20 protein-coding genes, 2 tRNA genes, 2 pseudogenes and 1 riboswitch are annotated in these 21,403 nt (G+C 43.2%); of the genes and pseudogenes, 17 read left to right on the forward strand and 7 right to left on the reverse strand.

Annotated elements, in window-relative coordinates; translation table 11 throughout:
• Nucleotides 1–163 precede the first annotated feature (163 nt).
• Nucleotides 164–1,372 carry a Bcr/CflA family efflux MFS transporter gene (locus C1T29_RS03605; RefSeq protein WP_103749711.1) on the forward strand — a complete coding sequence of 403 codons (1,209 nt, stop codon included), beginning with the start codon at nt 164–166 and terminating at the stop codon, nt 1,370–1,372.
• 35 nt (nt 1,373–1,407) lie between these two features.
• Here the strand turns inward: C1T29_RS03605 and C1T29_RS03610 are convergent, their stop codons facing one another.
• Entirely contained in the window at nt 1,408–2,145 is a 738-nt protein-coding gene (locus tag C1T29_RS03610; protein ID WP_103749710.1) for a sulfite exporter TauE/SafE family protein, read from the reverse strand.
• Between the two features lie 247 nt (nt 2,146–2,392).
• Here C1T29_RS03610 and C1T29_RS03615 point away from each other — a divergent pair, with 247 nt between their 5' ends.
• The 3 genes from C1T29_RS03615 to C1T29_RS03625 all read left to right on the forward strand — a co-directional run bounded on the left by C1T29_RS03615 (nt 2,393) and on the right by C1T29_RS03625 (nt 5,802).
• The gene (locus tag C1T29_RS03615; RefSeq protein WP_103749709.1) at nt 2,393–3,067 is read left to right on the forward strand and encodes a GntR family transcriptional regulator; all 675 of its coding nucleotides are present in this window, start codon (nt 2,393–2,395) and stop codon (nt 3,065–3,067) included.
• A 125-nt stretch (nt 3,068–3,192) separates the two neighbouring features.
• Nucleotides 3,193–4,455, forward strand: a complete 1,263-nt coding sequence (locus C1T29_RS03620; RefSeq protein WP_040084036.1) for a glycoside hydrolase family 18 protein — start codon at nt 3,193–3,195, stop codon at nt 4,453–4,455.
• Nucleotides 4,456–4,614: 159 nt separating this feature from the next.
• Nucleotides 4,615–5,802: a macrolide family glycosyltransferase gene (locus C1T29_RS03625; protein WP_103749708.1), complete on the forward strand. Its 1,188-nt coding sequence runs from the start codon at nt 4,615–4,617 to the stop codon at nt 5,800–5,802.
• 38 nt (nt 5,803–5,840) lie between these two features.
• Here C1T29_RS03625 and C1T29_RS03630 read toward each other — a convergent pair whose 3' ends face one another.
• Together C1T29_RS03630 and phoB are read right to left on the reverse strand one after the other, a co-directional pair.
• Nucleotides 5,841–6,545, reverse strand: coding sequence for a membrane lipoprotein lipid attachment site-containing protein (locus C1T29_RS03630; protein ID WP_103749707.1), 705 nt, complete (start codon nt 6,543–6,545; stop codon nt 5,841–5,843).
• A gap of 65 nt (nt 6,546–6,610) precedes the next feature.
• Entirely contained in the window at nt 6,611–7,999 is a 1,389-nt protein-coding gene (gene phoB / locus C1T29_RS03635) for an alkaline phosphatase (RefSeq protein WP_103749706.1), read from the reverse strand.
• 267 nt (nt 8,000–8,266) lie between these two features.
• On the opposite strand from phoB, the gene fra reads away from it, so the two are divergent.
• The gene (gene fra / locus C1T29_RS03640; protein WP_103749705.1) at nt 8,267–8,638 is read left to right on the forward strand and encodes an iron chaperone frataxin; all 372 of its coding nucleotides are present in this window, start codon (nt 8,267–8,269) and stop codon (nt 8,636–8,638) included.
• 93 nt (nt 8,639–8,731) lie between these two features.
• Here fra and C1T29_RS03645 read toward each other — a convergent pair whose 3' ends face one another.
• Nucleotides 8,732–9,217, reverse strand: coding sequence for a YdhH/YoaO family protein (locus C1T29_RS03645; protein WP_095432034.1), 486 nt, complete (start codon nt 9,215–9,217; stop codon nt 8,732–8,734).
• Between the two features lie 17 nt (nt 9,218–9,234).
• Nucleotides 9,235–9,713, reverse strand: a pseudogene (locus C1T29_RS03650) (GNAT family N-acetyltransferase).
• Between the two features lie 81 nt (nt 9,714–9,794).
• Between C1T29_RS03650 and C1T29_RS03655 the strand changes: the two are divergent.
• Nucleotides 9,795–10,772, forward strand: a complete 978-nt coding sequence (locus C1T29_RS03655; RefSeq protein ID WP_103749703.1) for an HD domain-containing protein — start codon at nt 9,795–9,797, stop codon at nt 10,770–10,772.
• A gap of 145 nt (nt 10,773–10,917) precedes the next feature.
• On the forward strand, nt 10,918–11,538 hold the full coding sequence (locus tag C1T29_RS03660) for a YdhK family protein (RefSeq protein WP_082033065.1): 621 nt from the start codon (nt 10,918–10,920) through the stop codon (nt 11,536–11,538).
• A gap of 13 nt (nt 11,539–11,551) precedes the next feature.
• Here the strand turns inward: C1T29_RS03660 and pbuE are convergent, their stop codons facing one another.
• The gene (gene pbuE / locus C1T29_RS03665; RefSeq protein WP_103749702.1) at nt 11,552–12,718 is read right to left on the reverse strand and encodes a purine transporter PbuE; all 1,167 of its coding nucleotides are present in this window, start codon (nt 12,716–12,718) and stop codon (nt 11,552–11,554) included.
• 55 nt (nt 12,719–12,773) lie between these two features.
• Nucleotides 12,774–12,873: riboswitch (purine riboswitch) on the reverse strand.
• Between the two features lie 175 nt (nt 12,874–13,048).
• On the opposite strand from pbuE, the gene C1T29_RS03670 reads away from it, so the two are divergent.
• The 8 genes from C1T29_RS03670 (at nt 13,049) to gmuG (ending at nt 20,294) form a co-directional block, all read left to right on the forward strand.
• Nucleotides 13,049–13,360 (forward strand): PTS sugar transporter subunit IIB, encoded by a 312-nt coding sequence (locus C1T29_RS03670; RefSeq protein WP_014475989.1) that lies wholly within the window; start codon nt 13,049–13,051, stop codon nt 13,358–13,360.
• Complete coding sequence (locus C1T29_RS03675) at nt 13,360–13,692, forward strand: PTS sugar transporter subunit IIA (protein WP_095432932.1); 333 nt, start codon at nt 13,360–13,362, stop codon at nt 13,690–13,692. The genes C1T29_RS03670 and C1T29_RS03675 overlap by 1 nt, the downstream gene beginning before the upstream one ends.
• A gap of 18 nt (nt 13,693–13,710) precedes the next feature.
• Nucleotides 13,711–15,039: a PTS cellobiose transporter subunit IIC gene (gene celB, locus C1T29_RS03680; protein ID WP_015715334.1), complete on the forward strand. Its 1,329-nt coding sequence runs from the start codon at nt 13,711–13,713 to the stop codon at nt 15,037–15,039.
• Nucleotides 15,040–15,056: 17 nt separating this feature from the next.
• Nucleotides 15,057–16,454: a 6-phospho-beta-glucosidase GmuD gene (gene gmuD, locus C1T29_RS03685; RefSeq protein WP_103749701.1), complete on the forward strand. Its 1,398-nt coding sequence runs from the start codon at nt 15,057–15,059 to the stop codon at nt 16,452–16,454.
• Nucleotides 16,455–16,601: 147 nt separating this feature from the next.
• Nucleotides 16,602–17,315 (forward strand): transcriptional regulator GmuR, encoded by a 714-nt coding sequence (gmuR, locus tag C1T29_RS03690; protein WP_014662999.1) that lies wholly within the window; start codon nt 16,602–16,604, stop codon nt 17,313–17,315.
• A gap of 28 nt (nt 17,316–17,343) precedes the next feature.
• Nucleotides 17,344–18,243: an ROK family protein gene (gmuE, locus tag C1T29_RS03695; RefSeq protein WP_095432934.1), complete on the forward strand. Its 900-nt coding sequence runs from the start codon at nt 17,344–17,346 to the stop codon at nt 18,241–18,243.
• The gene (gene manA, locus C1T29_RS03700) at nt 18,240–19,187 is read left to right on the forward strand and encodes a mannose-6-phosphate isomerase, class I (protein WP_095432935.1); all 948 of its coding nucleotides are present in this window, start codon (nt 18,240–18,242) and stop codon (nt 19,185–19,187) included. Before gmuE ends, manA begins: the two co-directional genes overlap by 4 nt.
• Nucleotides 19,188–19,205: 18 nt before the next feature.
• Entirely contained in the window at nt 19,206–20,294 is a 1,089-nt protein-coding gene (gene gmuG, locus C1T29_RS03705; RefSeq protein ID WP_095432936.1) for a mannan endo-1,4-beta-mannosidase, read from the forward strand.
• A gap of 131 nt (nt 20,295–20,425) precedes the next feature.
• Here gmuG and C1T29_RS03710 read toward each other — a convergent pair.
• A pseudogene (locus tag C1T29_RS03710) lies at nt 20,426–20,763 on the reverse strand (manganese catalase family protein); the annotation flags it as partial.
• Nucleotides 20,764–21,060: 297 nt separating this feature from the next.
• Between C1T29_RS03710 and C1T29_RS03715 the strand changes: the two are divergent.
• Together C1T29_RS03715 and C1T29_RS03720 are read left to right on the forward strand one after the other, a co-directional pair.
• Nucleotides 21,061–21,137 (forward strand) — tRNA-Arg (locus C1T29_RS03715).
• A gap of 14 nt (nt 21,138–21,151) precedes the next feature.
• Nucleotides 21,152–21,225: transfer RNA gene (locus C1T29_RS03720), tRNA-Gly, on the forward strand.
• Nucleotides 21,226–21,403: the final 178 nt, after the last annotated feature.

Below are 21,403 nucleotides of genomic sequence, written 5' to 3' on the forward strand. Positions count from 1 at the left end.
CCCTTTTGAGGTGTTTGGAATATCGCTTTGCCGAGCCAGTACTCAAGCGGCTTTCATAGGTTGAAAGTTATGATACAATATACAAATGTTTCACAGCTTCAATCCATTATTGGAGCTGACATCCATTATATAAGGGATTTGGTTGAAGGGAAGGTTTGATAACATGCAGCACAATCCAACTGGAAAAGAACGCTTGGCACTGGCGTTTCTGCTCGGCATGCTTGCTATATTGGGCCCGCTTAATATAGATATGTATTTGCCAAGTTTTCCTGAAATCGCGGAAGATTTATCAGCGAGTGCTTCACTTGTTCAGTTAAGTTTAACAGCCTGTCTGGTCGGACTTACGATCGGCCAGCTGATTGTCGGGCCGGTCAGTGATGCGCAGGGAAGGCGAAAACCGCTATTAATCTGTATTTTTTTATTTGCGTTATCCTCTCTGTTTTGTGCACTGTCGCCCAATATTACAACTTTAGTGGCTGCGCGTTTTTTACAGGGATTCACTGCTTCCGCAGGGCTTGTCCTGTCTCGCGCAATCGTCCGCGATGTGTTTACCGGAAGAGAGCTTTCTAAATTTTTCTCGCTGCTCATGGTGATTACCGCCGTGGCGCCGATGGTTGCGCCTATGACAGGCGGTGCCATTTTGCTTTTGCCGTTCGCAACGTGGCATACAATTTTTCATGTACTAACAATCATCGGATTTTTACTGGTTCTTCTGATTGCATTGAGGTTAAAAGAAACGCTTCCGCCGGAAAAACGGATTCCAAGCTCAATCGGAACATCCGTCAAAACGATGGGCAGCCTGCTGAAGGATCGGTCCTTTATGGGGTACGCGTTAACTGTCGGGTTTATTCACGGAGGAAGCTTTGCATATGTGTCCGGTACGCCTTTTGTATACCAGGATATCTACGGGGTGTCTCCGCAGGTATTTAGTATCCTTTTCGGCATTAACGGCCTGGCCATTATATCAGGCAGCTTTATCATCGGGCGCTTCGGCGGAATCATTCACGAAAAAAGCCTGCTTCGCATGGCGGTCATTACGGCTATGATTGCGACGGCTGTGCTATTAACCATGACCATCATTCACGGTCCTCTTGCCACATTAGTCATATCCATTTTCATTTACATGATTACGATCGGCATGGTTCTGACCAGCACGTTCACGCTGGCCATAGAAAAGCAGGGGCACCGAGCCGGAAGTGCAAGTGCACTGCTTGGAATGCTTCCGCTGCTCCTTGGTTCGATTGTGTCACCGCTTGTTGGCATTAATGAGACAACAGCCGTTCCGATGGGAGCGATTATGTTTGTGACAGCTGTCATCGGCTCACTGGCGTTTTTTGGATTGACGAAAGAACGAGTAGGGCAGAATTCATAAAAAAACCTGACATGACGTCAGGTTTTTTGTTTTATTTAGAATAACAACAGCAGGCCTGCAATCGCCGGAGTCAAAAAGATGGCTGATTTCAAAACCACCTTTGGCATGAGGTTGGTGAATTTCGCGCCTACATAGGCACCGCACATTGTCCCGACCAGAACTTTGACAAGCAAAACGTAATCAACAAAACCTTCTGTGATATATCCGATGCCTCCACCTACAGCCAAAGGGATGATCACAAGCATCGTCGTTCCGACAGAATGGCGAATGGACAGATTCAGCATAATCATTAAACCGATTTGAATAAAAGGTGCCGACCCGATGCCGAATGTGCCGGAAAGAACGCCGGCTGCAATGCCTAAGATGACCGCTCTCGTATACGTTGAAAGAGTGCTTTGATTCACTTGAGCCTTCTCTTTTAAAATAAATAATCTGATTAAAATGAGAATTGCTGATAAAAATAACATTCCAGCCGTCAAATAATGAAGCAAATCAGCCGGAATAAAAGATGTCAGCTTGGCGCCGAAAAATGAGCCAACCGCAGCAAAGCCTCCGACTATTAAGCCGATTTTCATTTGAATGTTGCCCTCGCGATAGTGGCTGTATGCCCCTGATAAGCTTGTAAAAGCCATGCCGGCAAGCGAAGTGCCTAAAGCCGTATGAATCGGGATATGGAAAAGAAGCGTTAAAAGGGCAATGACAAAGCCGGCTCCACCGGCGCCAATAAAGCCTAAAATAATTCCTAGAAGAAACATAACAAAAATAATGAGCATATTTTTTCCTCCATTGAAAAGATGTAAAAATGTAATCGTGCGCTATTCTGGCGGAGGTATCGTGTCCTATTGACGAAAAAAACACGCTGGTTTTCTAGTTGCCAGTAGTCCGTCGACCGTCGTTTAGCAAACATATCGTACCTCAAATTCTGGGATCTGACAAGGCAGTTTGTTGCTTCCCATTACCATCTGTTATATGATTTTGATGAAGAAAAGCCCTTGAATATATTCAGAAGAGGTATTATATATGGACGATTTTAAATTAGATAAGCCGACTCCCTACTACCTGCAATTTTATAACCAGCTGAAAAAAATGATCTTTAACGGGACTTTTAAGCCTGGGGAACGGATAAACGAAACACAGCTGGCCAAAAGCTTTGGCGTCAGCCGCTCGCCGATAAGGGAAGCCATGCGATTGCTTGAGAAAGATGGTTTGTTAAAAGCGGATGACCGAAATGGATTTTCGATCACGTCATTAACGGCAAAAGATGTAGATGAGATTTATAAAATCAGAATTCCGCTCGAGCAGCTGGCAGTCGAATTGGTCATAGACGAAGCGGACGAAGAAGAGCTGACCATACTTGAAAAGCAGCTTGAAGAAACAGAGAAAGCGATTCACAACGGCACGGAAGATACGGAAATCATTCGTTTAAACCAAAAATTTCATGAGCTGCTTGTTGATTTCAGCCATAACCGACATTTGAAAAATTTGCTTGAGCATGTAAATGATCTGATTCACTTTTGCAGAATCCTTAATTATACCGGCGACCATCGTGCAGAAACGATACTAACTGAGCACCGCAGGATATTTGAAGAAGTGAAAAAGAAAAACAAAGAAGCAGCCAAACAGCATGTGCTGGCTCATTTTAATCATGACTGTGAGCATTTGAAGCATGTGCTTGAAGAAGGAAAAGAGAATTGATTGTATGATCCGGTACCAAGGGGAAGCAGAACCCTTGGTATTTTTTTATGCATTCACCACATATTTAAGCGGCCCCGTTAATAAGATTTTATGATGGTTTGACTAACGAATAATGGGGGTTAAACATGTTTATCCATATCGTCGGGCCTGGTGATTCTTTGTTTTCGATAGGCAGAAGATACGGTGCTTCTGTTGATCAAATAAGGGGTGTGAATGGTTTAGATGAAACGAATATCGTGCCGGGGCAGGCTCTGCTTATCCCTCTTTATGTATATACAGTCCAGCCGGGAGACACGCTTACAACCATTGCGGCAAAAGCGCTTGTTCCATTAGAGCGCCTGCGGGCAGCCAATCCGGGCATCAGCCCAAATGCTTTACAAGCGGGATCAAAAATAACGATTCCTTCGATCTCAAATTACATTGCGGGAACATTAAGTTTTTACGTGCTCCGAAATCCTGACCTTGATCGGGAGCTAATCAATGATTATGCGCCATACTCGTCTTCAATTTCGATTTTTGAATATCGTATTGCACCTAACGGCGATATTGCAAACCAATTAAATGATGCGGCTGCTATCGAGACAACTTGGCAAAGGCGAGTCACGCCGCTGGCAACAATAACGAACCTTACATCAGGAGGCTTCAGTACGGAAATTGTTCACCAAGTGCTGAACAATCCGACAGCGAGAACCAATCTGGTCAACAACATTTATAACTTAGTTTCTACAAGGGGATATGGGGGTGTTACAATTGATTTTGAACAGGTGAGCGCCGCGGACCGCGATCTTTTCACTGGCTTTTTGCGCCAGCTGAGAGATCGCCTTCAGGCGGGAGGGTATGTGCTGACGATAGCTGTTCCGGCAAAAACAAGCGATAATATTCCATGGCTGAGAGGCTACGATTACGGGGGGATAGGATCGGTTGTCAATTATATGTTTATCATGGCTTATGATTGGCATCATGCGGGAAGTGAGCCGGGCCCTGTAGCGCCGATTACTGAAATAAGGAGAACCATTGAGTTTACGATTGCACAGGTGCCGAGCAGAAAAATCATTATCGGAGTCCCGCTCTACGGGTACGACTGGATCATCCCGTACCAGCCGGGTACAGTTGCTTCAGCGATTTCAAATCAAAATGCAATCGAAAGAGCGATGAGGTACCAAGCCCCGATACAATATTCTACCGAATATCAATCACCATTTTTCCGGTACAGTGATCAGCAGGGGCGGACGCATGAGGTATGGTTTGAGGATGTCAGAAGCATGAGCCGGAAGATGCAGATCGTCCGCGAATACAGACTGCAGGCTATTGGCGCTTGGCAGTTAACGCTGGGCTTTACACCGGGCCCATGGCTTCTGCGGAAATTTTTCACGATCAGAAAAGTGTAAAAAAAAGACACCACAGCTGGGGTGTCTTTTTTGATTACGTCCAGAGCAGCAGAATAGTTCATTCATTTGTCCCTTGCATGGGTTGTGTTCCCATCTTACGATTAGTAGTAGTCTGATCAAACAAAGATTCAGAATACGATTTGAGAGGGAGTTGTCTACATGAAGACAGTATTGATTTTGAATTTTCCTGCGGAAGGCCATGTGAATCCTACCTTAGGCATTACAAAAGCGTTTTCCGATAAGGGATATGATGTCCATTATATTTCCACTGAAAAATATAAAAAACGTTTAGAAGCAGCGGGAGCAACTGTCCATCTTCACAGGGATCTGCTGAGAACAACACCTATTCATGTCGGTTCACCCAATGGCATTCTTGAATTCGTCAAAATCCATATCAAAACGTCATTGGACATTTTACAGATTGTCAAAGATTTATCTAAGAGCATTCAATTTGATTTTGTTTATTATGATAAATTCGGCGCGGGGGAATTGGTGAGGGATTACTTAGATATTCCAGGAGTCTCTTCATCGGCGTCTTTCCTGTTTGGAGAGGAGCATCTGAAAATCCTGCCGCTGCATCCGGAGTCTGGAGCGCCGCTTGAATTGGATCAAGAGTGCGAAGACCTTTTGGCAAAAATGAAAGAAACGTACGGTGTTGCCCCGAAAAACCTGGTTCAATTCATGAACAATAAAGGGGAATTGAACGTAGTGTATACAAGCCGTTATTTTCAGCCAGAAAGTGATCGTTTTGGGGACGAGTGTCTGTTTATCGGCCCAAGCTTTCCAAAGAGAGCGGAAAAAACAGATTTCCCGATTGAACAGCTAAAAGATGAAAAGGTCATTTATATTTCAATGGGGACTGTACTGGATCATACAGAGGAATTCTTCAACCTTTGTATCGATGCATTTTCCGCCTTTAACGGAAAAGTCGTCATCGCTGCTGGAGAAAAAGCGGACTTGACCAAATTAAAGCAGGCCCCGGAAAACTTTATCATTGCCCCGTATGTCCCTCAGCTGGAAGTGCTGGAGCAATCGGATGTTTTCATTACACACGGCGGAATGAACAGCGTAAACGAAGGCATTCATTTCAGCGTGCCGCTGGTTGTCATGCCTCATGACAAGGACCAGCCGATGGTGGCGCAGCGTCTCTCTGAACTCCAAGCAGGCTATGTCATCTCTAAAGATGAAGTCAATGTCCAACTATTACAACAGGCTGTAGATGAGGTTTTACACAACGATCAGTATACGGCAGGCATTAAAAAAATCAATCAAAGCTTCAAAGAGTGCATGGAGATGGAAGAAGTGATGGAGCGGATTGAGGAATTGATTCGCCAAAAAAACAGATAAGAAAAAGAACTCCCGTACCTTGTACGGGAGTTCTTCATTTAAAACTTGATTTTGATTTTTTGAGCATCACTGATTTTATGATGGTTATGGTCAAATACGTCGCTTGTCGTGATTTCGATCCACTTGATCTCTGCTTTCTTCTTATCTGCTTCTTTATCATGAGCATGGCCGCTTGATGCGTTCACAATAAACCCGAGATTACCGGACTTTTCGGCGCCGCCTTCCAATTCGCCGTTTAACTCTTCAAGATAAATATCTTTGTTCCAATCAAAGGTTTCGCCTGTATTTGTTTTCATCAAGGCAATCGGCGCAACATTTACTTTTTTTGAAGAAGTGTTCTTAATATCAACGAAAACCTTAACGAAATCGAACTCTTCATCGTGTGTTAACTCATGAAAATAATCAATCATGCTGTAGTCCGGGCGCAAGTGGATCAGCTTCATCTCTTTTACCGTTAACTCCACGTCGCCAATCTTATAGGTTTTGTTCACTTGTTTGATATCTTTTAAGACAGCTTTTCCCTTATCATCAGAAAACGTTTGGCCGACCTTAAGCAATGACCGGTCATCAGTTACCTGGGAATTAGGCTGATAATCATCTGTACTGTCCTTCTGGGATGAAGTGCTTTGCGGCTCGGCTTTTACTGTTTTCTCCCCGCCTGCATGCTGTTTTTCAGTACTGGCGTTTGATGAGCAGCCCGCAAGCATGATGGCAAAAACCAAAATTGAAAGAATTCTTCTCATGATGATTCCTCCATTAAAAAGAGATCCCGTTACTTCATACAAGCAACGGGACATCTTGTATTCTTTTACTTATCGTAAATCTTAATGTTGTATTGTAAAGCCTTGAAGACATTTTTGGCGATTTCTGTATTATCGATTTGGCCGGCAAATGTCTCACTAGACGGACCGTACGCATAGACGGGAACATCTTCACCGGTATGGCCGCTTGTTGTCCATCCAGTGTGAGAGCGTTTATTGAAAATGTTTTCGATGGCGTTATCGATATCCAGCACTTCCTTCGATTTGGCCGCTTTTTCAACCGATTGAATTTCGGATTTTGTTAAAGCCAATTTCTTTTGATCGATATATGTTTTTAACGTTTTTTCAACATTCGCGCCGTCAGCGATCTTTTCTGCCATAAAGTCAGGTGTGCGCTTTGCGGCTTTAATGGGTTCACTGAACCAATTGTAGATGCCGTCCGCACCGATGGAATATCCGCCGGTTGAGTGGTCAGCCGTTGCCACAACCAATGTGTGCTTGTCTTTTTTGGCGAAATCAATAGCCGCCTTATAAGCTTGTTCGAAGTCTTCCATCTCGCTCATGGCGCCGACGATATCATTGTCATGGCCCGCCCAGTCAATTTGGCTGCCTTCCACCATGAGGAAGAATCCGTCTTTATCCTTGTTTAACTTTTTAATCGCTGTGTTTGTCATATCTTTAAGTGAAGGAATATCCTTCGTCCGGTCAATCTTTTTAGGCAGGCCGCCGTCAGCGAATAGGCCGAGAACTTGGCTGTCTTTATTTTTCAGCATGTCTTTCCGGTTATCCACATAGCTGTATCCCGCTTTTTTGAATTCCTTGATCAAATTACGGTCCTTACGGTCAAAATTGCTCTTTCCTCCGCCTAGAAGAACATCAATTTTGTGCTTGCCGTTGACCATTTCATCAAAATAATCATCTGCAATTGAATTCATATTTTTTCGGCTGTGGTCGTGTGACCCGAAAGAGGCCGGAGTGGCGTGTGTAATTTCTGAAGTAGCCACAAGTCCTGTTGCTTTTCCTTTTTCTTTCGCAGCTTCAAGCACCGTTTTGGCCTCTGACCCGTCATTATCCACGGCTATGGCATTATTGTATGTTTTAATTCCCGCAGACATAGCCGTTGCCGCCGCTGCAGAATCCGTTACATTTTGTTCTGGATCATCGGGGTAAGTTGTTTGCTGGCCGACAAGATACTGATCAAAAGCAGTAGGCTCCACAGCTTTTGTCTTTTTATTATCCTTTAAGTATCGATAAGCAGACGTATAAGACACACCCATACCATCACCAATCAGAACAATAACATTCTTAATTTCGTCTTGGTTCCCCTTTTTCTTTTCCTGGGCGCTGGCTTCAGGCACACTGCTGCCGGCTAAGCTGCTGAACGCAATAGATGACAGAACTGCGATAGGCAGTAATTTCTTCGGGAATTTTTTCAACTGGATAACCTCCTAAAATAGTTAAATCTCAATGACAACCCAATTATATTTTTAAACTGTTAAGCTAGTATTAATCGATTTTAAAGATTGGGTTTACAAGAATCTGCTATCAAAAGAATGGTTCTTCTTTTATGAGAAGTTTTAGAAGGAAAGAGAGATAGTACTAAAGAATAAATTGGAGATACTGGCCGTGGGTAGGTAAACTGAAATCTGCTATAGTCGCATAGAACTTCTCTGAACGGCATCATTTATTTAGGAGGGAACAACATGGATGTTTTTTCTGAGTATTTAGCGGGGATTGATGACCCGTTCCACCGCGATAGAACCGATGAGGTGTTGACTTGGATAAAAAATAAATATCCAAATTTACATACAGAAATAAAATGGAACCAACCGATGTTTACGGATCACGGTACATTTATTATTGGTTTTAGTGTTTCTAAAAAGCATTTAGCTGTCGCTCCAGAAAAAGTAACGATAGCGCACGTAAAGGATGATATTGCGAAGGCCGGATATGACCACACCGAGCAGCTAATACGTATCCCCTGGAACGGTCCAGTTGATTACACGCTACTTGAGAAAATGATTGAGTTTAATATTCTGGATAAGGCGGACTGCTCCACTTTTTGGCGGAAATGAAAAAAGTAGAAAAGGCATAACATATTAGCTGTTTAAAATATGCTACGCCTTTTCATTTGTCTTTTTTTTAATTTTGATCATCTATTGCTGCTTTTACTCAAACAAGGTCTTTTCATGGAGCGTAAGCTGACTCGCAGAATAATGATCACCTTGCTTCCATTTCACTTCAATGGTTATATCATGGCCTTCAAGCTCATGTTCATCTAACCGCTCTAAAAAAGAAACAGACTTTTCTTTTGCGCTTCCATCACGAAAAGTGCCACCGGAATAGTCACGCATTGGAATTTCTGTGTTAGAATTCAGCAGAACCTCATTATCCTTTTTTACAATCAGTGATTCCAAATAAGTGTCGGCTGTTTCATTTGTATCGCCGATCCAATAAAGTTCGCCGCTGTATTCATTCGGTGCATCTTCATTTTTTTTGAAAACAGCTTCCCAATTCTGATCTTTGCTTTCTCCCTGCCAATTCGGATACTCCAAACGAACATGATGAATCAGGCGATAGGAAAAAAAGATTAGGCAGAAAGCGATGAATAGGAATGCCGTGAAAATGAGAGGGTATTTATAATGACTGGACATAAAAGACTCCTTTTCGTTTAATCAATTACCTTCAAAAAAAGAATTTCATCCCGAATCAAAATGCCGTTTTCAGCTATCACGGGAATCGCCGGCTTGAGCCTCCGCGCTTTTTCAACTGCGTTTGGAAACACTGCCGCGAATTGATAGCCTCTCTTTTGATAAAACGCCATCGCATGTACATTATCATTCGTTGTGATAAGCTTTATTCGCTGACAATGTGCATGCTTAGCTGTCGCTTCAACCTGCTGAAGTAAAGCGGTGCCGATTCCTTTATTTTCAATCATACTATCTAATGAAATAATTTCACAGTCTTTCCCATCTATTGTGTATGTAATGCAGCCAATGATTTCGCCGCTCTCATTTACGGCGGCAAATCCATCTATTTCATCACACCGAAAAATGCCGCTGGAAATCGCCATCTCGGGTGTACCCCAATGCTTGGAAAAAAATCGGTCAACATCTGTTTCGCTATCTCATTGTTTGGGATGATGATCATCGTAACACTCCTCTATTGAAAGTATACGATCAATATATACAATAAAATGAACACTAAGAAAATAGATGTTGAGGTGACGGCATGGAAATCAACGATGTTATTTACGGACAGCACCATATAGACGGAGTACTGGAAGAGCTTATCAAAAGCGCTCCGATGCAAAGATTAAAAGGAATCTATCAAGGCGGAGCAAGCTTTTTAGTCAATCGAAAGTGGAATGTGACCAGGTATGAGCACTCCATCGGCGTGATGCTCCTCATCAAAAAGCTTGGAGGAACGATAGAAGAGCAGATTGCAGGCCTGCTCCATGATGTATCACACACGGCTTTTTCACATGTGGCCGACATTGTTTTTGAAAATCATGCCGAGGACTATCATGAAAACATCTATCAACAAGTCATTGTTCACTCTGAAATCCCGGACATTTTACAAAAATACGGCTATCAAAGCGAAGAACTTTTATTTGCCGATTCAAGATGGACGTTGCTCGAACAGCCTGCACCGGAGCTGTGTGCTGATCGGATAGACTATACGCTGCGTGATATGTACCGATATGGGCACATTAGTCTGCACGAAGCGCAAACCTTTTTGGATCATCTTATTGTGAGAAACGGAAAGATGTTTCCGGACGGTATCGAAGCCGCCGAATGGTTTGTCGGTGTGTATTACAAAGAAGTGATTGATTTCTTTTTAGATCCCGTGAATGTATATGGATATGAATATTTAGCGCGAGCGTTGAAAGCAGCGCTGCGGCATCATGTCATATCCGCAAAGGATCTGCTGAAAACGGATCAAGAGGTACTGAACATCCTGCGGTCATCAAAAAATGAAGATGTTCTGAGCTTGCTTACATCCATTCATCCCAGCATACAAGTAATAGAAGATGACATCCAGTACGATTTCCATCAAAAGAAGAAAATGCGTCTTATCGACCCATCCATTTTTCACGATGACAAATGGATCAAATCCTCAGATGCTTCTGAACAGGTGAGGAAAATGGGTGAGGCCGCCTATCAAAAAGCAAAAAAAGGTGTGTATATCAAAATCTTAAATCAGTAATTGCCGCCTGACAGCGGCTTTTTTTATGTTTGGCTTTACAAGTTGAGGGGAATAGGACAAACTGCGGGAACGTTTTATGAGAACATCAGCGCATTTACATACCATTCGGGGGTATAGTATTATCGAGAGGGCATGTTATTTTTCATTGTCTGCGGGCAATAGTTACAGTAAAAAAATGAAGCAAAGGAGAATGAACATGAAAATCTCTAAAAATGCACTGGGAATTCTGATGTTATCTCTTGTTTTTGTTTTATCAGCATGCGGCAATAACAACAGTACGAAACAAAGCACACATGACAATCATTCAGACTCCTCAACACATGAAGAGATGGACCATTCCGGATCAGCTGACGTTCCAGAGGGATTACAGGAATCTAAAAATCCAAAATACAAAGTAGGCAGCCAGGTAATCATCAAGGCTTCCCATATGAAAGGCATGAAAGGTGCCGAAGCCACAGTGACAGGCGCCTACGATACAACGGCGTATGTTGTCTCTTATACTCCGACAAACGGAGGACAGCGCGTGGATCATCACAAATGGGTCATCCAAGAAGAAATCAAAGATGCCGGAGATAAAACGTTACAACCCGGAGATCAGGCGATTTTAGAGGCTTCTCATATGAAAGGCATGAAAGGAGCAACAGCTGAGATCGACTCCGCGGAAAAAACAACTGTATACATGGTTGACTATACATCGACAACAAGCGGTGAAAAAGTGAAAAACCACAAATGGGTCACCGAAGATGAGCTTTCAGCTAAATCATAAAAAAATCCTCCTTTTACAAGGAGGATTTTTTTGCTGCCTGAACAGGTCTTGTTAAAGAAATGAAAGCAAACAGGACAGCGATGATCACAATCGATCCGCCGCACCATGCCGTTGACACCACAGTACCCGTCTGATCCAAAACAACACCGCCAATGGCTGAGCCAAGGGCAATTCCGACTTGGAGGGCCGATGTGTTAAAGCTTTGCTGAATGTCAGAGGAATCTGGTGCAATTTCAATTAAATAGCTTTGCTGAGCGGGGGCGAGGCTCCAGCTCAGAAGACCCCAAATGACCATGACAGGCAAAAAGAAAATCATAGACGATGTAGACAGCGGCAGTAAAAACATAATGATGGCAAAGGAACCGGTTACCAGCAAAATGCTCTTAAAGGAACCAAGCCGGTCTGAAAGCGCTCCTCCGAAAGGGCCTCCGCATACAGCGGATATCCCGAAAAGGAAATAACAAATGCTGACCCAGAAAGAACTCAGGTGAAGAGTTTCTTCTAAAAACGGGGCAAAGTAGGCATACAGTGTATAATGCCCAGCCAATGTAAACATCGTGACGAGATGTGAACTCGCGATTTTCAGATTGCCAACCGTCTTGAGTTGTTCCCGGAAAGGAATCATTTTCTCTGCTGGTATTCTTTCAAAGAAGATTGAAATAATCAGCATGGAGACCAGCGCCAACAGGCCGATGCCAAGGAACAAAATCCGCCATCCAAAAGAATCGCTGATTAAGATTCCGAGCGGCACGCCCAATGCGATCGCGGAGCTGAATCCCATAAAAATAATTCCGATTGCGCGAGCTCTGTATTCAGGCGCTACAATTTTCGGGGCAATCGTTAAAGAAAGTACAACAATCAGCCCTGTACTCATCGCCGCCAATACCCTGGATACCATCAGTGTTGCAAAATTAGGGCTGAAGTAGGCGACAAGATTGCTAAGGAAGAAAACAAATAAAGCAATTAAATATAAGCGCTTCCGCTCAACCTTCGCAGTCAATGCTAAAAGCAAAGGCCCAGATACTGCATATCCCAGCGCAAATACACTGATCAGCTGTCCGGCTGAAACAATGGAAATGTCTAAATCATTTGCGATCTGAGGAAGAATCCCTCCCACAATTAACTCAACCAATCCGACTGCAATCGTAGAAGCTGCAAGCAGGAAAACTTTGAAATTCATAACAAACTCCTTTACTTAAATGTTTTGATAAATAAAAAAAATCCTGATTACAAAAAATGTCATAAACAAATTTTGTAATCAGGATTTTACGGTTCCTGGTAGACACCCTCAAACCATATTATTGAGGTTATACAAGTGATAATAGCTATTTAATTGATTCGTTTCCGTTGATGAGTGTAACACATTATGAATGAATCTTCCATAGAAAAATTTACAAAACGATGAACCGGACAAAAATATGATTATATTGATTTTATAAAAGTATAGACATTTAAAATTAAATGACTATAATAATCCGTGTAAGCGTTTCAATAACAGGGGGGATAGCAGTTGAAAAAAATATTACTTGCGTGCAGTTCAGGAATGTCTACCAGTTTATTGGTGACAAAAATGAAGGAATACGCACAGTCTATCGGTGAGGAAGCAGAGATTTGGGCTGTTGGCCAAGATAAGGCAAAAGAAGACATGAGAAAAGCGGATGCCGTTTTGATTGGTCCGCAAATGAGCTTTCTGAAAAGCGAACTCCAAAAAGAGGCGGATCAATACAACATTCGAGTTGAAGTCATTGACATGATGGCCTACGGAATGGCGGATGGGAAAAAAGCGTATGAGCAGGCATTGTCCTTAATGGTGAATCAATAATGGAACAGATGAAAATCACGAATTTAACAGACGAGCAAATCAGTTTTCAGCTAATCCTGCACAGTGGAAATGCCCGCAGCTGCATCATACAATCACTGCGCGCCTATAAAGAAGGGAACAAGGACGAGGCGGATGTCCTCATTGCCAAGGCGGAGCAGGATTTATCCGCGGCCCATGACATTCACTTTCAAATGATACAGAAGGAATCCGGCGGAGAAGCAGCTGCTTTCTCATTGCTGCTTATGCATGCGGAGGATCACCTGATGTCAACATTATCCATGAAAGAATTAGTGAAAGAGATGCTTGATCTCTTTAAAACCAAGAATCTATAAATAATCGGGGTGGATAGGGTGTTCGAGAAAATCAGCCAATTCCTTGTTCCAATTGCAGGGAGGTTAAACAATAACCGCTATTTGCAAGTGCTGCGTGATGCATTTATGCTGGCTTTCCCGCTGACGATATTCGGGTCCATTTTTGTCGTGTTAACGAATTTGCCGTTTCTAAACAAAATCATGAACGCCTCAATGCTTACATCGTTTCAGTCTCATTTCGGCATTGCCTCCACGGCGACTATGGGCATTATGTCTGTCTTTGTTGTGTTCGGGATAGGCTATTACCTGTCAAAAAGCTATCAGGTCGAAGCTGTATTTGGCGGAGCGATCGCTTTGGTTTCCTTTTTGCTCTTAACGCCATTTATCGTTCAGCCGGAAACAGGAGATGCCATTACAGGGGTTATCCCGGTCGACCGTCTCGGTGCAAAAGGGATGTTTCTTGGCATGATTACGGCATTTCTTTCTGGTGAAATCTACAGAAGAATCGTTCAGAAAAACCTGACAATCAAAATGCCAGCCGGTGTTCCGCCTGCTGTAGCAAAATCATTTGCCGCACTTATTCCGGCTTTTATCACATTGACCGTATTTTTGCTGATTAACGTAATGGTGACTCTGTTTTTCAAAACAAATATGCACGACGTCATTTATCACGCGATTCAGGCTCCGCTTGTCGGACTTGGAAGCGGTATCATTCCGACGCTGATTGCCGTGTTTTTCATTCAAATTCTTTGGTTTTTCGGACTGCATGGACAGATCATTATCAACTCCGTAATGGACCCGATTTGGAATACATTGCAGGTAGAAAACCTTTCTGCTTACACGGCGGGAAAAGAAATTCCTCATATTATTTCAAAACCGTTTATGGAGATTTATACAGTAGGGATGGGCGGAACGGGGATGACGCTTGCGATTGTATTTACCATTCTCATCTTCATGAAAAGCAGGCAGATGAAGCAAGTATCAAAACTTGGCCTCGCTCCCGGTATTTTTAACGTAAACGAACCGATTATCTTCGGGCTTCCTATTGTCATGAATCCGATCATTATTGTGCCTTGGGTGCTGGCGCCGATGGTTGTTACGCTCGTCACCTATCTGGCCATGTCAGCGGGGCTCGTTCCGCCTCCGACTGGTGTGACGGTGCCGTGGACGGTTCCATTATTCATTAATGGCATCATGGCGACGAACTCGATCATGGGGGGCGTGATGCAGCTTATCAATCTGCTGATTGTCTTCGTGATTTGGTTTCCGTTCCTAAAAGCAATGGATAAATTAAATCTGGCAAAAGAAAAAGAACAGGCTGTGCAGGAAACAGCTGCTCAGCAAAATGATAACAGCATTAAAATGTGACATAAGGGGAGAGAGACTTGGCACAAACAGAACAATATCGTTTTCCGAAAGATTTTTGGTGGGGATCATCCGCTTCAGCAACACAAACGGAGGGTGCTGCCGACAGAGACGGAAAAGGGCAGAATATATGGGATTATTGGTTTGAGAAAGAACCGCATCGTTTTTTTGACCATGTCGGACCCGCAGCCACATCCCAATTTTACGACAATTATAAAGAAGATATCAGGCTGATGAAGGAGCTTGGCCACAACTCGTTCCGGATGTCGATTTCCTGGTCGCGTTTCATACCAGACGGAACAGGCGAGATCAACGATAAAGCCGTAAATTTCTATAATAATGTCATTGATGAGTTGATCGCTAACGGAATTGAACCTTTTGTCAATTTGTTTCATTTCGATATGCCGATGGCGCTTCAAAAAATCGGCGGCTGGGTAAACAGAGAGACGGTTGACGCTTATGAAAACTATGCAAGAACGTGTTTCCGTTTGTTTGGCGGCAGAGTGAAAAAATGGTTCACGCATAATGAACCAATCGTTCCCGTAGAAGGCGGCTACTTATATGATTTTCATTATCCAAACAAGGTCGACTTTAAAGAGGCTGTCCAGGTCGGATTTCATACGATGCTGTCAAGTGCCCGCGCGATTCAGGCTTACAGGGAGATGGAACAGGACGGAAAAATCGGCATCATTTTAAATTTGACCCCATCATACCCGAGAAGCAGCCATCCGGCGGATGTGAAAGCCGGGGAAATCGCAGACGCGTTTTTTAACAGATCCTTTTTAGACCCATCTGTCAAAGGCGAGTTTCCGAAAGAGCTGGTTGACATTTTGAAGAATGAAGGCTTTATGCCTGATTACAACCCTGAAGATCTTGACATCATCAAAAAGAACACGGTTGACCTGTTGGGAGTGAATTATTACCAGCCGAGACGTGTGAAAGCAAAAGAACATCTTCCGAATCCCGACGCTCCTTTTTTGCCGGACAGGTATTTTGATCCTTACGTCATGCCGGGCCGCAAAATGAATCCGCATCGCGGCTGGGAGATCTATGAAAAAGGCATTTATGATATTTTGGTCAATTTAAAAGAAAACTACGGGAACATCGAGTGTTTTATCTCTGAAAACGGCATGGGAGTTGAAGGCGAAGAGCGCTTCAGGGATGAACAAGGCATGGTTCAGGATGATTACCGGATTGAATTTATAAAAGAGCACCTTAAGTGGATTCACCGCGCCATGCAGGAAGGATCGAACGTAAAGGGCTATCACTTATGGACGTTCATGGACAACTGGTCTTGGACAAATGCCTACAAAAACCGATACGGGTTTGTATCAGTCAATCTCGAGAAAGAAGGAGAAAGAACCGTCAAAAAGAGCGGAAAATGGTTCAAAACGGTTGCTGAGCAAAACGGTTTCTAGATTTTCTTAAGGTCAAGATCTTCCGGCAATCATCATGATGAATAGAGATGACGAACAGCCGCAACATTGATGAAATAGGGAAAAGAACTTATGATATCCGTAAAAGCTTATGTGATATCAGACTCTAACAGCTGCCGGAGGATACCAATGAATAAATACGAAATCATTGCAAATGAAATGAGAAAAAGAATTAAAAATAACGTATATCCGATCGATCAGCCCATTCCTGATGAAGTATCTCTTGCAAAAGAATTTAACTCAAGCCGTATGACGATGAAGAGAGCCTTGGATAATTTAGTTGCCGAGGGTCTGCTGTTCAGAAAACGCGGCCATGGCACGTTTATTATTCAATCTGCAATACAGGATGACCATGTCCATGTAGTCAGCAATGAGATTCTGGGATTGACCAACTTGCTGAAAGATAAAAAAATCAAAAGCAAGGTCATTCAGTTTGAAGTGCAATTTCCCACTGAGGAAGTGGCCGCCCATTTGTCTATTGATCAGAAAACACCGGTTTATTATGTCGTTCGGCTGCGGATTGTAGAAGGTGAACCCTATGTACTGGAAAAAACATATATGCCGACGCATTTAATCCCGGGCATTAATGACGATGTCCTTCATGATTCGATCTACAATCATATTACAAATGTGCTGCAGCTCAAAATCGCCGGAACACACCGGAAAATCAGAGCCTGCAAATCCGATCATATTGACCAGCAGCATCTGGGCTGCAAACAGGATGATCCAATTCTTGAAGTTGAACATGTGGGCTTCTTAGATACCGGGATTCCATTTGAATATTCCTTTTCACGTCATCGGCATGACAAGTTTGTTGTGACTTCTGTAAACATACGGCGCTGATTGCGGAGACAACAAGGAGGCCATCTGCATGCTTGGCGGTATTGAAGCAGGCGGCACAAAGTTTGTTTGTGCTGTCGGCAGAGAAGATGGAACGATCATTGACAGGAGAGAATTCCCCACAAAGATGCCGGATGAAACGATAGAGAAAGTGATTCAATATTTTCGCCAATTTTCATTACAGGCAATCGGCATCGGCTCCTTTGGTCCTGTTGATAACGATAAAGCCAGTCAAACATACGGTACCATTACGGCCACGCCGAAAGCGGGCTGGAGACACTATCCCTTTTTGCAAACCGTTAAGAACGAAATGAAAATCCCAGTCGGATTTAGTACGGATGTTAACGCTGCAGCGCTGGGTGAATTCCTTTTCGGTGAAGCGAAGGGGCTCGACAGCTGCCTGTATATAACGATTGGCACTGGCATAGGCGCGGGGGCTATTGTAGAGGGGAGGCTCCTTCAGGGGCTGTCACACCCAGAGATGGGCCATATTTATATCCGGAGGCACCCGGATGACGTATACCAAGGGAAGTGCCCTTATCATGGAGATTGCTTTGAAGGCTTAGCTTCAGGCCCCGCTATTGAAGCCCGCTGGGGAAAAAAAGCTGCTGATTTATCAGATCTAACCCAAGTCTGGGAACTGGAAGGGTACTATATTGCCCAAGCGCTGGCTCAGTATATTTTGATCCTTGCACCTAAAAAAATCATTCTTGGCGGCGGCGTCATGCAACAGAAACAAGTGTTTCCTTATATCTATCAATATGTACCGAAGATCATGAACAGCTACTTTAATTTTTCTGAATTATCGGAAAATATAAGTGATTATATAGTACCTCCACATTTAGGCAGTAATGCAGGAATCATCGGCACGCTGGTTTTAGCGCAACAGGCCTTGCAAGTAGAGTCAGCATCCGGGGAGGTGCGATCATGAAGCACCCTATATTTTTGGAGCCTGTTTTTAAAGAAAGAATATGGGGGGGAACAAAGCTTTACGATGCTTTCGGCTACACAATACCCTCAGAAAAAACAGGTGAATGCTGGGCCGTTTCTGCACATGCTCATGGTCCGTCGGTTGTAAAAAGCGGTCCGCTGGCAGGAAAGACACTTGATCAAGTATGGCAAGATCATCCGGAGTTCTTCGGGTTTCCGGATGGTAAGGTGTTTCCGCTTTTGGTAAAGCTGCTTGATGCAAATATGGATCTCTCCGTGCAAGTCCATCCTGATGATGATTATGCAAAACTGCACGAAAACGGTGATCTTGGTAAAACAGAGTGCTGGTATATAATAGATTGCAAAGATGACGCCGAACTGATTTTAGGACATCACGCAAGCACAAGGGAAGAGTTCAAACAGCGAATTGAAAGCGGTGATTGGAACGGGCTGCTGAGGAGAATCAAAATTAAGCCGGGAGATTTCTTTTATGTGCCAAGCGGTACACTCCATGCTTTATGTGAAGGAACCTTCGTCCTTGAAATCCAGCAAAACTCTGATACCACGTATCGCGTATACGATTATGACCGCTGTAATGACCACGGTGAAAAAAGATCTCTTCATATAGAAAAAGCCATGGAAGTCATAACGATACCGCATATTGATAAAGCGCATACACCTGAAGTGAAAGAAGCTGGTAACGCGGAGATCACTGTTTATGTGCAATCAGATTATTTCTCAGTGTACAAATGGAAGATTAGCGGCCGAGCTTCTTTTCCTTCTCATCAAACCTATTTGCTGGGCAGTGTGCTGAGCGGATCAGGACGAATCATCAATAATGGTATTCAGTATAAATGCACTGCAGGCTCACACTTTATTCTGCCTGCGCATTTTGGCGAATTTTCAATAGAAGGAAACTGTGAATTCATGATATCTCACCCTTAATGAATGGAGGAGTTGGATGTGGTTAAGAAATATATGATCTCTTTGCTCATTTTATTTTTACTTGCGTCTGCTGTTTTAGCAAAACCAATTGAAGCGCATACTGTGTCTCCTGTAAATCCTAATGCACAGCAGACAACAAAAGCAGTGATGAATTGGCTTGCTCATCTGCCGAACCGAACGGAAAACAGAGTTCTTTCTGGCGCGTTCGGAGGTTACAGTCATGACACATTTTCTATGGCTGAGGCTGATAGAATCCGAAGCGCCGCCGGGCAATCGCCTGCTATTTACGGCTGTGATTATGCCAGAGGGTGGCTTGAAACAGCAAATATTGAAGATTCAATAGATGTAAGCTGCAACAGCGATTTAATTTCGTATTGGAAAAATGGCGGAATTCCGCAAATCAGTTTGCACCTGGCGAACCCTGCTTTTCAGTCAGGGCATTTTAAAACACCGATTACAAATGATCAGTATAAAAAAATACTAGACTCTTCAACAGTAGAAGGGAAGCGGCTAAATGCCATGCTCAGCAAAGTTGCTGACGGACTTCAAGAGCTGGAGAACCAAGGTGTGCCAGTTCTATTCAGGCCGCTGCATGAAATGAACGGTGAATGGTTTTGGTGGGGACTTACATCATATAATCAAAAGGATAATGAAAGAATCTCTCTATATAAACAGCTCTACAAGAAAATCTATCATTATATGACCGACACAAGAGGACTTGATCATTTGCTTTGGGTTTACTCCCCCGACGCCAATCGAGATTTCAAAACCGATTTTTACCCTGGTGCGTCTTACGTGGATATTGTCGGACTAGATGCGTATTTCCAAGACGCCTATTCGATAAAAGGATATGATCAGCTAACGGCGCTTAATAAACCATTTGCTTTTACAGAAGTGGGCCCGCAAACAGCAAACGGCAGCTTCGATTACAGCCTGTTCATCAATGCCATAAAACAAAAATATCCTAAAACCATTTACTTTCTCGCATGGAATGATGAATGGAGCCCAGCAGTAAACAAAGGTGCTTCAGCTTTATATCATGACAGCTGGACGCTCAATAAGGGAGAAATATGGAATGGCGATTCTTTAACGCCAATCGTTGAATGAATGATTTTCACAAATTAGAAGGTGCTCAAGAAGTTTCATTGAGCACCTTCCCGCCTTGATTAGGCATTCATATCGCCTAACCCCGGACTACCCTGCCGAAGGGTCTATGACTTGTAACTCTCCGCCATTTCGGCTGGAGATTTCCCTTGATAGATTTCGCCGATTCTCGTTTCATCGAACCTGAAGGTAAACTGTGCATCATGGTAGCCTAATTCAACATACTCTTTGCACTGTTAATATCATAATTTGGAACAGGGGAGAGCTTCGCCAACTCAACGCCCAATGTCTCGAGCGATTTCGCAAATGCATTCTGGTGAGCATTGTCGCGTACAATCAAAAAAGCAAGTGTTTCCCGAAACGTCTGATTAGAGCTCATTTCATAAATCCTTGTTTTTGGCAGTACGCCTGTCGACTCAAGAAGCAAGTTATCCAACAGGTCAGTAATTAAGTTTCCGTTGTTATACACCCATCTAATATTGTTTGTAAGATGAGATAAAATATATACAAAACAAAGGCGTAAAAGAAGAAAATAAAAAATACAGGAAAAGTATTGACCAAATAAAACAGGCATGATATATTATTAAACGTCGCTGATGAACAGCGTGAAACAAAGCGAAAAACAAAAAAGTTTTTCTAAGGTGTTTACAAGAATTTTAAAATGTGTATAATAAGAAAAGTCGAATTGAAAAAGATTTGAAAAACATTTTTAAAAAAACTTCTTGACTTCAACGACGAATGATAGTATGATAGTTAAGTCGCTTGATAAGCGCCCGTAGCTCAATTGGATAGAGCGTTTGACTACGGATCAAAAGGTTAGGGGTTCGACTCCTCTCGGGCGCGCCAATATAAGATATCACGCGGGTGTAGTTTAGTGGTAAAACCTCAGCCTTCCAAGCTGATGTCGTGAGTTCGATTCTCATCACCCGCTCCATTATTGAATGATCTTTGAAAACTAAACAAGACAAAACGTACCTGTTAATTCATTTTTATAAATCGCACAGCGATGTGCGTAGTCAGTCAAACTACTTTATCGGAGAGTTTGATCCTGGCTCAGGACGAACGCTGGCGGCGTGCCTAATACATGCAAGTCGAGCGGACAGATGGGAGCT

Source organism: Bacillus sp. MBGLi79, assembly GCF_002953915.1.

What these genes read in the sequence shown, in the direction of transcription:
- C1T29_RS03605 (WP_103749711.1), top strand. Translation starts at nt 164, where the DNA reads ATGCAGCACAATCCAACTGGAAAAGAACGCTTGGCACTGGCGTTTCTG.
- C1T29_RS03610 (WP_103749710.1), bottom strand. Translation starts at nt 2,145, where the DNA reads ATGCTCATTATTTTTGTTATGTTTCTTCTAGGAATTATTTTAGGCTTT.
- C1T29_RS03615 (WP_103749709.1), top strand. Translation starts at nt 2,393, where the DNA reads ATGGACGATTTTAAATTAGATAAGCCGACTCCCTACTACCTGCAATTT.
- C1T29_RS03620 (WP_040084036.1), top strand. Translation starts at nt 3,193, where the DNA reads ATGTTTATCCATATCGTCGGGCCTGGTGATTCTTTGTTTTCGATAGGC.
- C1T29_RS03625 (WP_103749708.1), top strand. Translation starts at nt 4,615, where the DNA reads ATGAAGACAGTATTGATTTTGAATTTTCCTGCGGAAGGCCATGTGAAT.
- C1T29_RS03630 (WP_103749707.1), bottom strand. Translation starts at nt 6,545, where the DNA reads ATGAGAAGAATTCTTTCAATTTTGGTTTTTGCCATCATGCTTGCGGGC.
- fra (WP_103749705.1), top strand. Translation starts at nt 8,267, where the DNA reads ATGGATGTTTTTTCTGAGTATTTAGCGGGGATTGATGACCCGTTCCAC.
- C1T29_RS03645 (WP_095432034.1), bottom strand. Translation starts at nt 9,217, where the DNA reads ATGTCCAGTCATTATAAATACCCTCTCATTTTCACGGCATTCCTATTC.
- C1T29_RS03655 (WP_103749703.1), top strand. Translation starts at nt 9,795, where the DNA reads ATGGAAATCAACGATGTTATTTACGGACAGCACCATATAGACGGAGTA.
- pbuE (WP_103749702.1), bottom strand. Translation starts at nt 12,718, where the DNA reads ATGAATTTCAAAGTTTTCCTGCTTGCAGCTTCTACGATTGCAGTCGGA.
- C1T29_RS03675 (WP_095432932.1), top strand. Translation starts at nt 13,360, where the DNA reads ATGGAACAGATGAAAATCACGAATTTAACAGACGAGCAAATCAGTTTT.
- gmuR (WP_014662999.1), top strand. Translation starts at nt 16,602, where the DNA reads ATGAATAAATACGAAATCATTGCAAATGAAATGAGAAAAAGAATTAAA.
- gmuE (WP_095432934.1), top strand. Translation starts at nt 17,344, where the DNA reads ATGCTTGGCGGTATTGAAGCAGGCGGCACAAAGTTTGTTTGTGCTGTC.
- manA (WP_095432935.1), top strand. Translation starts at nt 18,240, where the DNA reads ATGAAGCACCCTATATTTTTGGAGCCTGTTTTTAAAGAAAGAATATGG.